The organism is Kluyvera sichuanensis (assembly GCF_014218705.1).
GTDB classification, from domain to species: domain Bacteria; phylum Pseudomonadota; class Gammaproteobacteria; order Enterobacterales; family Enterobacteriaceae; genus Kluyvera; species Kluyvera sichuanensis.
Map to the genome: position 1 here is coordinate 1 of NZ_JABBJF010000005.1, position 13,670 is coordinate 13,670.

Annotated in this window: 9 protein-coding genes; 3 read left to right on the forward strand and 6 right to left on the reverse strand. The window is 56.1% G+C overall.

Annotated elements, in window-relative coordinates; genetic code table 11:
* The 3 genes from HII27_RS07560 to malP form a co-directional block, all read right to left on the reverse strand.
* Window positions 1-152: helix-turn-helix domain-containing protein (locus HII27_RS07560; RefSeq protein WP_185667331.1), on the reverse strand; the 152-nt coding region annotated here is incomplete at its 3' end.
* Between the two features lie 187 nt (window positions 153-339).
* Window positions 340-2,424, reverse strand: a complete 2,085-nt coding sequence (gene malQ, locus HII27_RS07565; RefSeq protein ID WP_185667332.1) for a 4-alpha-glucanotransferase — start codon at window positions 2,422-2,424, stop codon at window positions 340-342.
* Between the two features lie 9 nt (window positions 2,425-2,433).
* A complete protein-coding gene (gene malP / locus HII27_RS07570) occupies window positions 2,434-4,824 on the reverse strand; it encodes a maltodextrin phosphorylase (RefSeq protein WP_185667333.1) in 2,391 nt (796 codons plus the stop codon).
* A gap of 622 nt (window positions 4,825-5,446) precedes the next feature.
* On the opposite strand from malP, the gene malT reads away from it, so the two are divergent.
* Together malT and HII27_RS07580 are read left to right on the forward strand one after the other, a co-directional pair.
* On the forward strand, window positions 5,447-8,152 hold the full coding sequence (gene malT / locus HII27_RS07575) for an HTH-type transcriptional regulator MalT (RefSeq protein WP_185667334.1): 2,706 nt from the start codon (window positions 5,447-5,449) through the stop codon (window positions 8,150-8,152).
* A gap of 187 nt (window positions 8,153-8,339) precedes the next feature.
* Window positions 8,340-9,707, forward strand: a complete 1,368-nt coding sequence (locus HII27_RS07580; RefSeq protein WP_185667335.1) for a glycoside-pentoside-hexuronide (GPH):cation symporter — start codon at window positions 8,340-8,342, stop codon at window positions 9,705-9,707.
* 80 nt (window positions 9,708-9,787) lie between these two features.
* Here HII27_RS07580 and HII27_RS07585 read toward each other — a convergent pair whose 3' ends face one another.
* The 3 genes from HII27_RS07585 to glpE form a co-directional block, all read right to left on the reverse strand.
* Window positions 9,788-10,546 (reverse strand): DeoR/GlpR family transcriptional regulator, encoded by a 759-nt coding sequence (locus tag HII27_RS07585; RefSeq protein ID WP_185667336.1) that lies wholly within the window; start codon window positions 10,544-10,546, stop codon window positions 9,788-9,790.
* A 17-nt stretch (window positions 10,547-10,563) separates the two neighbouring features.
* Entirely contained in the window at window positions 10,564-11,394 is an 831-nt protein-coding gene (glpG, locus tag HII27_RS07590) for a rhomboid family intramembrane serine protease GlpG (RefSeq protein WP_185667337.1), read from the reverse strand.
* 127 nt (window positions 11,395-11,521) lie between these two features.
* On the reverse strand, window positions 11,522-11,851 hold the full coding sequence (gene glpE, locus HII27_RS07595) for a thiosulfate sulfurtransferase GlpE (protein ID WP_185667338.1): 330 nt from the start codon (window positions 11,849-11,851) through the stop codon (window positions 11,522-11,524).
* Window positions 11,852-12,052: 201 nt separating this feature from the next.
* On the opposite strand from glpE, the gene glpD reads away from it, so the two are divergent.
* Entirely contained in the window at window positions 12,053-13,561 is a 1,509-nt protein-coding gene (gene glpD / locus HII27_RS07600) for a glycerol-3-phosphate dehydrogenase (protein ID WP_185667339.1), read from the forward strand.
* Window positions 13,562-13,670 lie beyond the last annotated feature (109 nt).

The window sequence follows — 13,670 nt, forward strand, 5'->3', positions numbered from 1 at the left end:
GGCTCTGAAGGGTCGAAACGCCCGAGCCATTTATAGCCCGTTTTACGACTGATGCCGAAGAGACGGCAGAGTGCGGAGAAAGACATCGTGCCAGCCTGGCTGGCACGGATAAAATCAAGACGTTGCATAGGTCGGGTCTCAGTCCAGGGCATAGCGAGTCTCCTCTTCTATGCCAGTTATAACTGTTACCCATGTATCCGGTCTAAAGTGTTACCTATGTTTCCGGTTTGTACCTTCGCTCGGCCGGGCTACGAATCGTGGCGGTAATCGCACCGACTCCGGGGCTGTACAGAACCAACAGAGACAAAAACGCCGGGGATATCCCCGGCGTTTTCATTTTTACTTCTTCTTACTCGCTGCTTTTCGGCGCTTGTCCAAATCTTTAATCAGCTTGTTCACACCGTCGTCGGCAAACATCGCTTCCAGCGACGTGGAGAGCTTGCGCCGCCAGTTCGGGTACTCAGAGCTGGTGCCCGGGATATTGACCGGGCTGGACATCTGCAGCCAGTCTTCCGGCTGGAGCCCCAACAGGGCGCTATTGCTGTCAGCAATATAGCGTTGCATACCGCGGCTCAGCGTGGCGGTCATCGACATCAGCGACGCCTTATGCCCCGCACGTTTCGGCAGCGCGCCGTACTTATGCAGCGCATCCAGCAGCCCCTGCTTCGCCAGCTCGCGGTCCTGATACAGCCCGCGCAGTACGTCAGCGTCAGGGTAAAGCCCCAGCTGATTGCCCAGCGTCAGGTCCCCGCTTTCCCAATAGCCGCGCAGCGTAGGTAGGTCGTGGGTGGTCGCCACGGCCATCGACTGCTCCGGATAGGCTTTCGGCGCGCGGAAGTTCTTCTCGCTGTCGTTTTCGAAATAGAGCACCTTGTATGAGTAAACCCCGCTCTTACGCAGCTTACCGACAATTTCTACCGGCACGGTGCCGAGGTCTTCGCCAATCACCATACAGCGATGACGTTTACTCTCCAGCGCCAGAATCGACAGCAGCGCATCCACCGGATACTGCACGTAAGCGCCGTGGTCAGCGGTTTCGCCATAAGGGATCCACCACAAACGCAGGACCGACATCACGTGGTCGATACGCAGTGCGCCGCAGTTTTTCATATTAGCGCGCAGCAGTTCAATAAACGGCTCATAGGCACGCGCGGCGATGATATGCGGATCCATCGGCGGCAGGCCCCAGTTCTGTCCCAGCGGGCCGAGAATATCCGGCGGTGCGCCTACGGAAGCTTTCAGGCAGTACAGCTCGCGGTCGCACCAGGTTTCCGCGCCGCCTTCGGCCACGCCTACCGCCAGGTCGCGGTAGAGGCCAATCGGCATCGCATCGCGCTGGCTGGTCTCCCAGCAGTCTGCAAACTGGGTATACGCCAGCCATTGCAGCCACAGGTAGAAATCCACGTCGTCGGCGTGCTTTTTACAGAATGCCTGCACTTCCGGGCTTTCGATAGTCTGATACGCCTTCGGCCAGGCCGGCCAGCCCCAGCGCAGTTTGTCTTCTTTCACCTGATGAGCATGCAGCGCGTCATACACCGCCTGCCAGTAGAGGCTCTCCCCTTCTTTATCGACAAAGTAGCGGAAAGTCGCCATCTGCTCATCATTGCGTTTGGCAAAGCGTTTCCATGCCATGCGCAATGCGGCCATTTTCAGTTCGGTCACGGTGGTGTAATCCACCTGCTCAGCGTCGCGGGCCGCTTGTAGCTTCTTCTGAGTTGCCGGCAGCTTCCACCACGCCTGCGCCTCGTCGCTCAGCGCAAAGTCTTCCACCGCGTTCACGTCGATATAGATAACGTTCATCCAGCGACGTGAAGACGGGCTGTACGGGCTGGCGCTTTCCGGGTTCGCCGGGTAGAGCGCATGAATCGGGTTGAGGCCGATAAATGAACCGCCGCGTTTTGCCACTTCCGGCAGCATCGCCTTCAGGTCACCGAAGTCACCGATGCCCCAGTTCTTCTCCGAACGTAGGGTGTAGAGCTGCACGCAGGCGCCCCACAGCTTTTTCGCCTCTTTCAGCGGCTGTGGCTCATAGCAGCGCTCAGGTGCGATAATCGCCCGGCAGTGCCAGCGCTCTTCACCCTGGGTCAGCGTTAACGAGTGATACCCTTCCGGCAGCCGGGTCGGCAGGCTGAGCGTTTTACCGCCCGCTGCCTGGCCGTGATACTGCTTGCCCTCTTCGGTGGTGAGGATCCAGCTAAATTCACCCTTCCCCTCCACCGCCAGCGTCATCTTCTTGCCAAACGTCCAGATCATGACGTTCGGCACCGGCGTGGCCGCCACATCCGTGGCGGCGGTATGATGCATCGCGTCAAGCAAACGCCGTTTGGTGTCGGCGCCAATAGACTGCGGCTTGCCGTGGGCATTGATGTAGTTTGGGCTGATACCCGCCGCCAGCGCGGCATTATCGAGGCGTTTGCTCTCCATGGCCTGTCCTTAGCGTTTTGCCTGCCAGATACGTTTCTGATAATCGCGGATAGAACGGTCGGAGCTGAACATGCCGCAGCGAGCGGTGTTCAGGATCGCCGCACGGGTCCACGCTTCCTGGTCGCGATAAAGCACATCGACCTGCTTTTGCGCCTCGACATAAGCGGCGAAGTCAGCCATCACCAGGTACGGATCGCCGCCCTGTTTCCCCATGCTATGCAGCATCTGGTCGAAGGCGTGCTTGTCGCCGTTGCTGTATTTGCCGCTTTCCAGCTCTTTGAGCACCGCGTCCAGCAGCTTGTCGGCTTTACGCCATTTCAGCGGATCGTAGCCTTTGGCTTTAAGTTCTTTCACCTGCTCGACGGTATGGCCGAAGATGAAGATGTTCTCAGAACCAACCTGTTCGGCGATTTCGACGTTCGCACCGTCCAGCGTACCGACGGTCAGCGCACCGTTGAGCGCCAGCTTCATGTTGCCGGTACCAGAGGCTTCTTTACCTGCCGTGGAGATCTGCTCAGAGACATCCGCCGCCGGGATCAGCATCTCCGCTGCCGATACGCAGTAATCCGGCAGGAAGACCACTTTCAGCTTGTCGCCCACTTTTGGATCGTTGTTGACGGCTTCAGCCACTTTGTTGATAGCAAAGATAATATTCTTCGCCAGGTAGTAGCCCGGTGCCGCCTTCGCCCCGAACAGGAACACGCGCGGTACGCGGTCAGCTTCCGGGTTTTCACGGATTTCTTTGTACTGCGCCAGAATGTGCAGCAGGTTCAGGTGCTGACGTTTGTACTCGTGCAGGCGTTTGATTTGGATATCAAAAATTGCGTGGCTGGAGATCTCAATGCCGGTGCGCGCTTTAACAAACTTCACCAGGCGCTCTTTGTTCGCCAGCTTGATGTCGCGGTACTGCTTGCGGAATTTCGCGTCGTCCGCGTATTTTTCCAGGTTGATCAGCTGATCGAGATCGTTAGCCCACTCTTTCTTCAGCGATTTATCCAGCAGCGCAGCAAGCGCCGGGTTGCACTGTTTGATCCAGCGACGCGGGGTGATGCCGTTGGTGACGTTATGGAAACGGGTCGGCCACAGCTGGTGGTATTCCGGGAACAGATCTTTCACCACAAGGTCCGAGTGCAGCGCCGCAACGCCGTTGACCGCAAAACCGCTCACCACGCACATGTTCGCCATGCGCACCTGTTTGTTATGCACTACGGCAAGCTTCGCCCATACGGCTTCGTCGCCCGGCCAGGTGGCATCAACCAGCTTCTTAAAGCGGTCGTTAATCTCTTTGATAATCTGCATATGACGCGGCAGCAGCGCTTTCACCAGCTTCTCATCCCAGCACTCCAGCGCTTCTGGCATCAGAGTGTGGTTGGTGTAGGCGAAGGTTTTGCTGGTAATCGCCCACGCGTCGTCCCAGCTCATTTGGTGCTCATCAATCAGCACTCGCAGCAGCTCAGGAATGGCGATAGTCGGGTGCGTATCGTTAAGCTGGATCACTTCAAAGTCGGCCAGCTCATGCAGCTTGCGGCCCGCCAGATGGTGGCGGCGCAGAATGTCGGCCACGGAGCAGGCGCACTGGAAGTACTGCTGCATCAGACGCAGCTTTTTGCCCGCCGTGTGGTTGTCGTTCGGGTAGAGAACTTTAGTCAGTTTTTCAGCGTCGATACCCTGCTGCTCTGCACGCAGGAAATCGCCGTCGTTGAATTTAGTCAGGTTAAACGGGTGTGCGTGCTTGGCCTGCCACAGACGCAGCGGCTGTGCAACGCCGTTACGGTAGCCCAGCACCGGCAGATCCCTGGCTTCACCGGTAATGGTAAACGCTGGCTGCCACTCCCCTTTCACCACTTTACCGCCGATGCCCACCTGCACATCCAGCGCGGCGTTGTGGCGGAACCACGGGTAGCTGCCGCGCTGCCAGTCGTCAGGTGCTTCCATCTGATGACCGTCATCGAAGGACTGGCGGAACAAACCGTACTGATAGTTCAGGCCGTAGCCGGTCGCCGACTGGCCCACGGTAGCCATGGAATCCAGGAAGCAGGCAGCCAGACGGCCCAAACCGCCGTTACCGAGCGCCGGGTCAGTCTCTTCTTCCAGCAGGTCGGTCAGGTTGACCTTGTAGGCTTTCAGCGCATCGCTCACCCCTTCGTACCAGCCGAGGTTGAGCAGGTTGTTGCCGGTCAGACGGCCAATCAGGAACTCCATCGAGATGTAGTTCACGTGGCGCTGATCTTTAGCCGGTTTCGCTACTGGCTGTGCACTGAGCTGTTCAGCCAGCGCGCCGCTCACAGCCTGCCACCATTGGTGAGGCGTCATTTCGGTAGCGGCCTGCAAGCCAAATCGCTGCCACTGACGCGTCAGGGCAGCCTGGAATGAATCGTGATTGAAGGTAGGCTGTGACATAGCGAATTCGAATCCTTTTACATAGACATTGGCGTTAGTGTGCCTGGCTGAATGGTGGACTTCCTCATCCCGTCCTGGATTAGACAGGGAGGAGTCGCAGGGATGAGCGAAAAGTGTGATCGCCGCCACTATAACGTTAGCCGCTGGTGGCGAATTCGCTCGATTTTCATCCAGCCCGGACCGTCCTTGTTCAGAAGGCCAGTGTCGAGGATTTCGCCAGAGATATCTTCGCGTCAGGTCATAAAATGAAATAGCGTTTCGCAGTAAATATGCAAATAAGGAAATGGTTTCATCACGAAAATAAGCAACAAATTAATACGCATTGTTTCTACGGAAATTTACGTTTGCTTAAACATCTTTAGACGCGGGTTATTTGAGTTCTTGCTCAAATATTATTTTATACGTAACTACAAGGAGTTATGTAATCCAGCGTTTACGCGCTCTGAGCAGCATTCTACGAGGATGGTATTAAATAGAAAGAAGTGTGACATATAGCAAATTCACAGACATCAAAACAGGACATAACTTGCAATACATAGTCATTTGACCGACCTTTGTATGGATTAATTACGAAGCGCAAAAAAAATCTCGTTTTCCAATCCTCACAGTGAAGTGATTAGCTATGTTGATTCCGTCAAAACTCAGTCGACCCGTCCGTCTCGATCACACCGTGGTGCGCGACAGACTGTTGGCGAAACTTTCAGGCGCGAACAATTATCGTCTGGCGCTGATTACCAGTCCGGCTGGCTATGGAAAGACAACGCTTATTTCACAATGGGCAGCAGGGATGAGCGACCTCGGCTGGTACTCTCTTGATGAAGGCGATAATCAGCAAGAGCGCTTTGCCAGCTACCTGATTGCCGCCATCCAGCAGGCAACCGGGGGACATTGCGTGGCCAGCGAAAACATGGTGCAAAAACGCCAGTACGCTAGCCTGAGCTCTCTATTCTCTCAGCTGTTTATTGAATTAAGCGAATGGCAGCGTCCGCTCTATTTGGTCATTGATGACTACCACCTGATAACGAACCCCGTCATCCACGATGCGATGCGCTTTTTCCTGCGCCATCAGCCAGAGAACCTGACGCTGGTGGTGCTATCGCGCAATCTGCCGCAGTTGGGCATTGCCAACCTTCGCGTACGTGACCAACTGCTGGAAATCGGCAGCCAGCAGCTGTCGTTTACCCATGCGGAAACCAAACAGTTCTTCGACTGCCGCTTAGCCGCGCCGATTGAGGCCGCGGAAAGCAGCCGTCTGTGCGATGACGTTGCCGGTTGGGCCACCGCCCTCCAGTTGATTGCGCTCTCCGCGCGTCAGCGTAACAACGCCACGCAGCACTCCGCGCGTCGACTAGCAGGCATTAACGCCAGCCACCTGTCCGACTATCTGGTTGATGAAGTGCTGGATAACGTTGACCCGGACACCCGCAACTTCCTGCTGAAAAGCTCGCTGTTACGTTCGATGAACGACTCGCTGATTGCCCGCGTAACCGGCGAAGAAAACGGTCAGATGCGTCTGGAAGAGATCGAGCGTCAGGGGCTGTTCGTGCAACGTATGGATAATTCCGGCGAATGGTTTAACTACCACCCGCTGTTCTGTAGTTTCCTGCGTCAGCGCTGCCAGTGGGAACTGGCGGCTGAACTGCCAGATATTCACCGCGCCGCGGCGGAAAGCTGGATGGCGCAAGGCTTCCCAAGTGAAGCTATCCATCACGCGCTGGCGGCGGGCGACCCGAAAATGTTGCGCGATATTCTGCTCAACCACGCCTGGGGCCTGTTCCACCATAGCGAACTTGCCCTGCTGGAAGAATCGCTCTCTGCCCTGCCGTGGGAAAGTTTGCTGGAGAACCCGCGTCTGGTGCTGCTGCAGGCCTGGCTGATGCAAAGCCAGCACCGCTACAGCGAAGTGAATACCCTGCTGGCCCGCGCCGAGCAGGAGATGACCTTCGAAATGGACACCTCGCTGCACGGCGATTTCAACGCTCTGCGCGCCCAGGTGGCGATTAACGACGGTGACCAGGACGAAGCCGAACGTCTCTCAACGGTAGCGCTTGAAGAGCTGCCGCTGGCGAACTTCTACAGCCGCATCGTTGCCACCTCGGTACACGGTGAGGTGCTGCACTGCAAAGGTCTGCTGAGTCAGTCCATTGCCGTCATGCAGCAAACCGAACAAATGGCGCGTCGCCATGATATCTGGCACTACGCGCTGTGGAGCCTGATCCAGCAAAGTGAAATCCTGTTCGCACAGGGCTTCTTGCAGGCCGCCTGGGAGTGCCAGGAGAAAGGCTTCCAGTTGATCCACGAACAGCATCTTGAACAGCTTCCGATGCACGAATTCCTGCTGCGCATCCGCGCACAGCTGCTGTGGGCATGGGCGCGCCTCGATGAGGCCGAAACCGCTGCCCGCACCGGTATTGAAGTGCTGAGCGGCTTCCAGCCGCAGCAGCAGCTTCAGTGTCTGACGCTGCAGGTGCAGTGCTCGCTGGCGCGCGGCAATCTGGATAATGCCCGCAACTACTTGAACCGTCTGGAAAACCTGCTCGGCAACGGCACATACCACAGCGATTGGGTCTCCAACGCCGATAAAGTACGGGTCATTTACTGGCAGATGGTCGGCGATAAAAAAGCGGCGGCTAACTGGCTACGCCATACGCCGAAGCCGGAGTTTGCCAATAACCACTTCCTGCAGGGCCAGTGGCGTAACATCGCCCGCGCGCAGATCCTGCTTGGCGAGTTCGACTCTGCCGAAATGGTGCTGGAAGAGTTAAACGAAAACGCCCGTGGGCTGCGCCTGATGAGCGATCTCAACCGCAACCTGCTGCTGCTGAACCAGCTGCACTGGCAGGCGGGAAATAAGAATGAAGCCCAGCGCGTGCTGCTGGAAGCGCTGCAGCTTGCCAACCGCACCGGTTTTATCAGCCACTTCGTGATTGAAGGCGAAGCGATGGCGCAGCAGTTGCGCCAGCTGATTCAGCTGAATACGTTGCCAGAGCTCGATCAGCACCGCGCCCAGCGCATTCTGCGCGAGATTAACCAGCATCATCGTCACAAGTTTGCCCACTTTGATGAAAGCTTCGTCGAGCGCCTGCTCAACCACCCGGAAGTGCCGGAGCTTATCCGTACCAGCCCGCTCACCCAGCGTGAATGGCAGGTGCTGGGGCTTATCTATTCGGGCTACAGCAACGAACAGATTGCCGGCGAGCTGGACGTGGCGGCCACGACCATCAAAACGCATATCCGCAACCTCTATCAGAAACTCGGCGTGGCGCATCGTCAGGATGCGGTACAGCATGCCCAGAAGCTGCTGAAGATGATGGGGTACGGCGTGTAATTTGTTTCGCTTTCCGGCCTACTACGCTCGTAGGCCGGATGGCGGCTACGCCAAATAGCAAAGAGATAGCTGCGTCACATTAGAGAATTAACATAAGTCCAAAGTGAAAAATTGGAATATTCAGGCTTAGAGCCACCTTTTATAAGTGGTGTCGTATGTTGGCACGTAATAATAAAAAGGTGACCCTATGTCGGCATTAACCGAAAAAATCAGTAATAAAGAGAAGTTCGGATTTGGCCTTGGCGATGCCGCCAGCCATATCGTCTTTGATTCCTCCGTTGCCATTCTTGCTTATTTCTATACGAACATCTATGGATTACCCCCAGCGGTAATGGGGACGTTATTTTTAGTCGTCAGGGTATTGGATGCCATTACCGACCCTATTATGGGGGCGATTGCTGACCAGACCAAAAGCCGCTGGGGGCGTTTCCGTCCTTGGCTTTTGATTATTTGCGTTCCGTTTGCCGTCAGCTGCGTATTGGTCTATTCCACGCCGAACTTCGAACAAACCGGGAAAATTGTCTACGCCGTTGTCGCGTATATATTTATGACATTAATGTATACCGCGATTAATATCCCTTACTGCTCGCTGGGCGCGGCCATTACCGCAGACCCACGGGAAAATCTGTCTCTGCAGTCCTGGCGGTTTGCCGTCGCGCCGATTGGCGGTGCAATGGGTACCGCGTTGATTCTCCCGCTGGCAGACCTGATAGCACCGGGCGATAGAGCCTCTGGTATGCAGTGGGCGATGGGGATTTTCGGCGTTATCGGCTGCATCATGTTCCTGATCTGCTTTATGACCACCCGTGAGCGTATTACGCCGGTGAAAGAGGAGAACCTGAACATTTTGCGCGACGTGCGCATTTTGATGAAAAACGATCAGTGGTGCGTGCTATCGGTATATAACCTGGCGATGCTTTGCGGCGTCGTGGTACGCGGTGGGCTGCTGGTCTATTTCGTACAGTATATTCTGCACCAGGGCAGCAGCGTTATTTCCATTTTTATGCTGGCCACCACCATTGCCGCCGTTATTGGCAGTCTGATGGCAAAATATATCGGTTCCTGGATGTGTAAAATCCGCGCGTCGGTGTGGGTCAACGTGCTCAGCGCCTTATTTGGTTTACTGTTCCTGGTTCTACCAACCGAATATTGGATGCCAGCGTTTATCGTCCACGTCGTCCTTAATATTCTTCAGGGTATTAACGCCCCGCTGCAGTGGTCAATGATTACCGATGCCAACAACTATGGCGAGTGGAAAACCCAGCGTCGTATTACCGGTATGAACGTGGCGGCGAATATCTTTATTATCAAACTGGGCGTCGCCATCGGCGGTGCGCTCACCGGCTGGGGTCTGGCGTTCTATGGCTATCAGGCGGGGGTTGAACAGCAGTCAGCAGAAGCTGTCCGTGGGGTATTAATCCTGTTTACGGTACTGCCGGCTATCTTCTATCTGATTACCGCCATTTCCATCCGCTACTACCGTCTGACGGAAGATCGCATGAACCATATCGTGGCCGATCTGAGCAAAGGCAAGTTCCAGCAGCAGATGTCATAAAAACCGTAGCCCGGCCGAACGAAGTGACGCCGGGGATTCCCCGGAGTCGGCGCTAGCGCGCCTCGTCCGGGCTACCTGATTTAGCACAGCTCAAGCTGCACATCATTTTCCGCAATCACCTGCATCACGCCCGGCGGTGGCAGAACGTCGGTAAAGACCGCATCCACCAGGCTGATACTGCCCATATTCACCATCGCATTACGGCCAAACTTCGAATGGTCGACGACCAGAATCACGTGGCGGGAGTTGTCGATAATCGCGCGCTTGGTACGCACTTCATGATAATCAAACTCCAGCAGCGAACCATCGCTGTCGATGCCGCTGATCCCGAGGATGCCGAAATCCAGGCGGAACTGGGAGATAAAGTCGAGCGTCGCTTCGCCAATGATGCCACCATCCCGGCTGCGCAGTTCACCACCCGCCAGAATAATGCGAAAGTCCTCTTTCGCCATCAGCGTATTCGCCACGTTCAGGTTGTTGGTGACGATCCGCAGATCGCTATGGTTGAGCAGCGCATGGGCCACCGCTTCCGGGGTAGTGCCGATGTCGATAAACAGCGCCGAGCCGTTCGGGATCTGGCTTGCCACCTTCTGGGCGATACGCTCTTTTTCTTCCGTCTGAGTTGCCTTACGGTCGTGCCAGGAGGTGTTCACCGAGCTGGACGGCAGCGCCGCCCCACCGTGGTGACGCAGAATTTTTTTCTGCTCCGCAAGGTCATTCAAATCGCGACGAATGGTCTGAGGGCTAACGGAAAAATGTTCCACCAGCTCTTCCGTACTGACGTAGCCCTGAAGTTTTACCAGCTCGATTATCGCGTCATGACGTTGTGTTTGTTTCATGATGAATCCCTGGAAAATTATGCTCGCTTGCGCGCATTAAGCGTGTCGACAAAGGCCATTGCCAGACCAATCACCAGCCCGGTGACGTGTGCGCCGTTCGCAATTGACATCCCAAAAACGTTAAACCACCCGGCCACCAGCCAGATGAGTGAAAATAGAATCAGCCCGCGCGGCAGGAAGATGCCGCTCTGCGGATCGCGCTCGCCACGCAGCCACGCATAGCCCATTAAGGCATACACCACGCCGGACAGGCCGCCAAACCACGGGCCGCTGAACTGATGCTGAATAAAGCCGCTCAGCAGCGCGCTTATCACGGTAATCACTACCAGCTTGCCGCTGCCAATGCGCTTTTCTACCGCTCCGCCAAGATACCACCACCATAGCAGGTTGAAGAGGATATGGACGAATGAGAAATGCATTAACGCGTGGGTAAAGTAGCGCCAGAGCTCAAATTTCAGCGAATCATCGTACGGCCAGGCGAGCCACAGCATCACCGGCTGGTCGCCAATCACGCTCATCAGGATAAAGACCAGAATGCAGGCCGCCATGATGGCCATCGTCACCGGGCCAGCGCCCGCCTTCAGCGTGGCCAGGAACGGGAAACGACGGTAGTGCAGGCCGCTGTTAGTCTGGCCGGACTGCCAGCTAGCCGCCAGATAACGGGGGTCGGCCGGGTTTGCCAGGAAGCGTTCCAGTTCGTCGCGCACGCGCGCTTCCTGGGACTCATCGGAAAGCCAGACATCGCTACGCGTATGCTGCTGGATAGTCAGAATAACGCCCTGCGTTGCCATATAGTCAACAAAAGCCTGGGCAACGCGCGGGTTAGTAAAAGAGGTGATCATCAACATCAGCAGGTCGCTTCTATTCCACACAAAAGGGGACAGTATATACCCAAACCCTTACGGATGCGTTGCAGCGGCGCGTAAAGGCCGCCTGACAGGAGGCGGCATCTGGAAGGGAAAAGCGAGCACGGTCTTAGAAACCGGCGTGTACCACTTCAGCCGGGAAGTGACGATGCCAGGCATCAAAGCCGCCGTCGACGCTGTACACCTGATCGTAGCCCTGCTGCAGCAGGTACTGCGCCGCGCCCTTGCTGCTGTTGCCGTGATAGCACATCACCAGCACCGGGGTTTCAAAATCGTTATCGCGCATAAACGCGCCCAGCGTGTCGTTGGTCAGATGAAAAGCGCCAGGGGTGTGGCCCATCGCAAAGCTTTGTGGGTCGCGAATATCCACCAGCACGGCAGCGCTCTGCTGCAGCTTCTGGTGCGCCTGTTCTACGTTAATACATTCAAACTGATCCATTGTGCTCTCTTATCGTTATGGCAGGTGTCTTGCTGACGACATTTTACCGCCAAGTGTACGTCTTCACGGTACGTAAACGCCAATATGTTATGCACATCACTCTAAAATGTTTTTCCAATGTTACCAAAAGCGCGTTTACTTGCTATTATGAGCGATAACGAACATTAGTGAGCTATAACGAAAGTCCCAGAGGTAGCAATAATGGAAACCAAAGATCTGATTGTGATAGGTGGCGGCATTAACGGTGCAGGCATTGCGGCAGATGCGGCAGGACGTGGATTATCCGTACTGATGCTGGAAGCCAGAGACCTGGCCTGTGCCACATCCAGCGCCAGCTCAAAACTGATCCACGGCGGTCTGCGCTACCTTGAGCACTATGAATTCCGTCTGGTCAGCGAAGCGCTGGCCGAGCGTGAAGTGCTGCTGAAAATGGCCCCGCACATTGCCATCCCAATGCGCTTCCGTCTGCCGCATCGACCACATCTGCGCCCGGCGTGGATGATTCGAACCGGTCTGTTTATGTACGATCATCTGGGCAAACGCACCAGCCTGTCTGCTTCGACCGGTTTGCGTTTTGGCGCAGAATCCGTGCTGAAGCCGGAAATCGTGCGCGGTTTCGAATATTCCGACTGCTGGGTCGACGACGCACGCCTGGTGTTAGCCAACGCGCAGATGGTGGTGAAGCAAGGTGGAGAAGTCCGTACCCGGACTCGCGCCATCTCAGCAAAACGTGAAAACGGCCTGTGGATCGTGGAAGCGGAAGATATCGACAGCGGCGAGAAGTTCCGCTGGCAAGCTCGCGGCCTGGTGAACGCCACCGGCCCGTGGGTGAAACAGTTCTTCGACGACGGCATGCACCTGCCGTCACCGTACGGCATCCGCCTGATTAAAGGCAGCCACATCGTGGTACCGCGCGTGCACGCTCAGAAGCAGGCCTACATCCTGCAAAACGAAGATAAGCGTATTGTCTTTGTGATCCCGTGGATGGATGAGTTTTCGATCATCGGCACCACCGACGTGGAGTACCAGGGTGACCCTAAAAACGTCGAGATCGATGAGAGCGAAATCAACTATCTGCTGAAGGTCTACAACGGCCACTTTAAAAAGCAGCTTGCCCGCGAAGATATCGTCTGGACTTACTCCGGCGTTCGCCCGCTGTGCGATGACGAGTCTGATTCACCGCAGGCCATCACCCGCGACTACACGCTGGATATTCACGACGACCACGGTAAAGCGCCGCTGCTGTCAGTCTTTGGCGGCAAGCTCACCACCTACCGTAAGCTCGCCGAGCACGCGCTGGAGAAACTGGCGCCGTACTACAGCGGCATCGGCCCGGCGTGGACCAAAGGCGCCGTGCTGCCCGGCGGTGAGATTGGCAGCGACCGCGATGACTACGCGGCTAAACTGCGCCGTCGCTATCCGTTTATTACCGAGTCGCTGGCCCGCCACTTTGCCCGCACCTACGGCAGCAACAGCGAATTGATTATTGGTGAGGCGAAGGATGTTGCCGGGCTGGGTGAAGATTTCGGCCACGAGTTTTACGAAGCCGAACTGCGCTACCTGGTGGAACACGAGTGGGTGCGTCGTCTCGACGATGCTATCTGGCGTCGGACCAAACAGGGGATGTGGCTGAACGCCGAGCAGCAATCACGTATCAGCGAATGGTTGGTAAAAACGCTGGGAAAGCCTGAGATGTCGTTGGCGTCGTGAGCCTCCCTGGCGACACTTCGCTTGGCCGGGCTACAAAGGCACAAAAACGTAGCCCGGCCGAACGACGTGACGCCGGGAAAAAAACGGGGCCAATCGGCCCCGTTTTCGT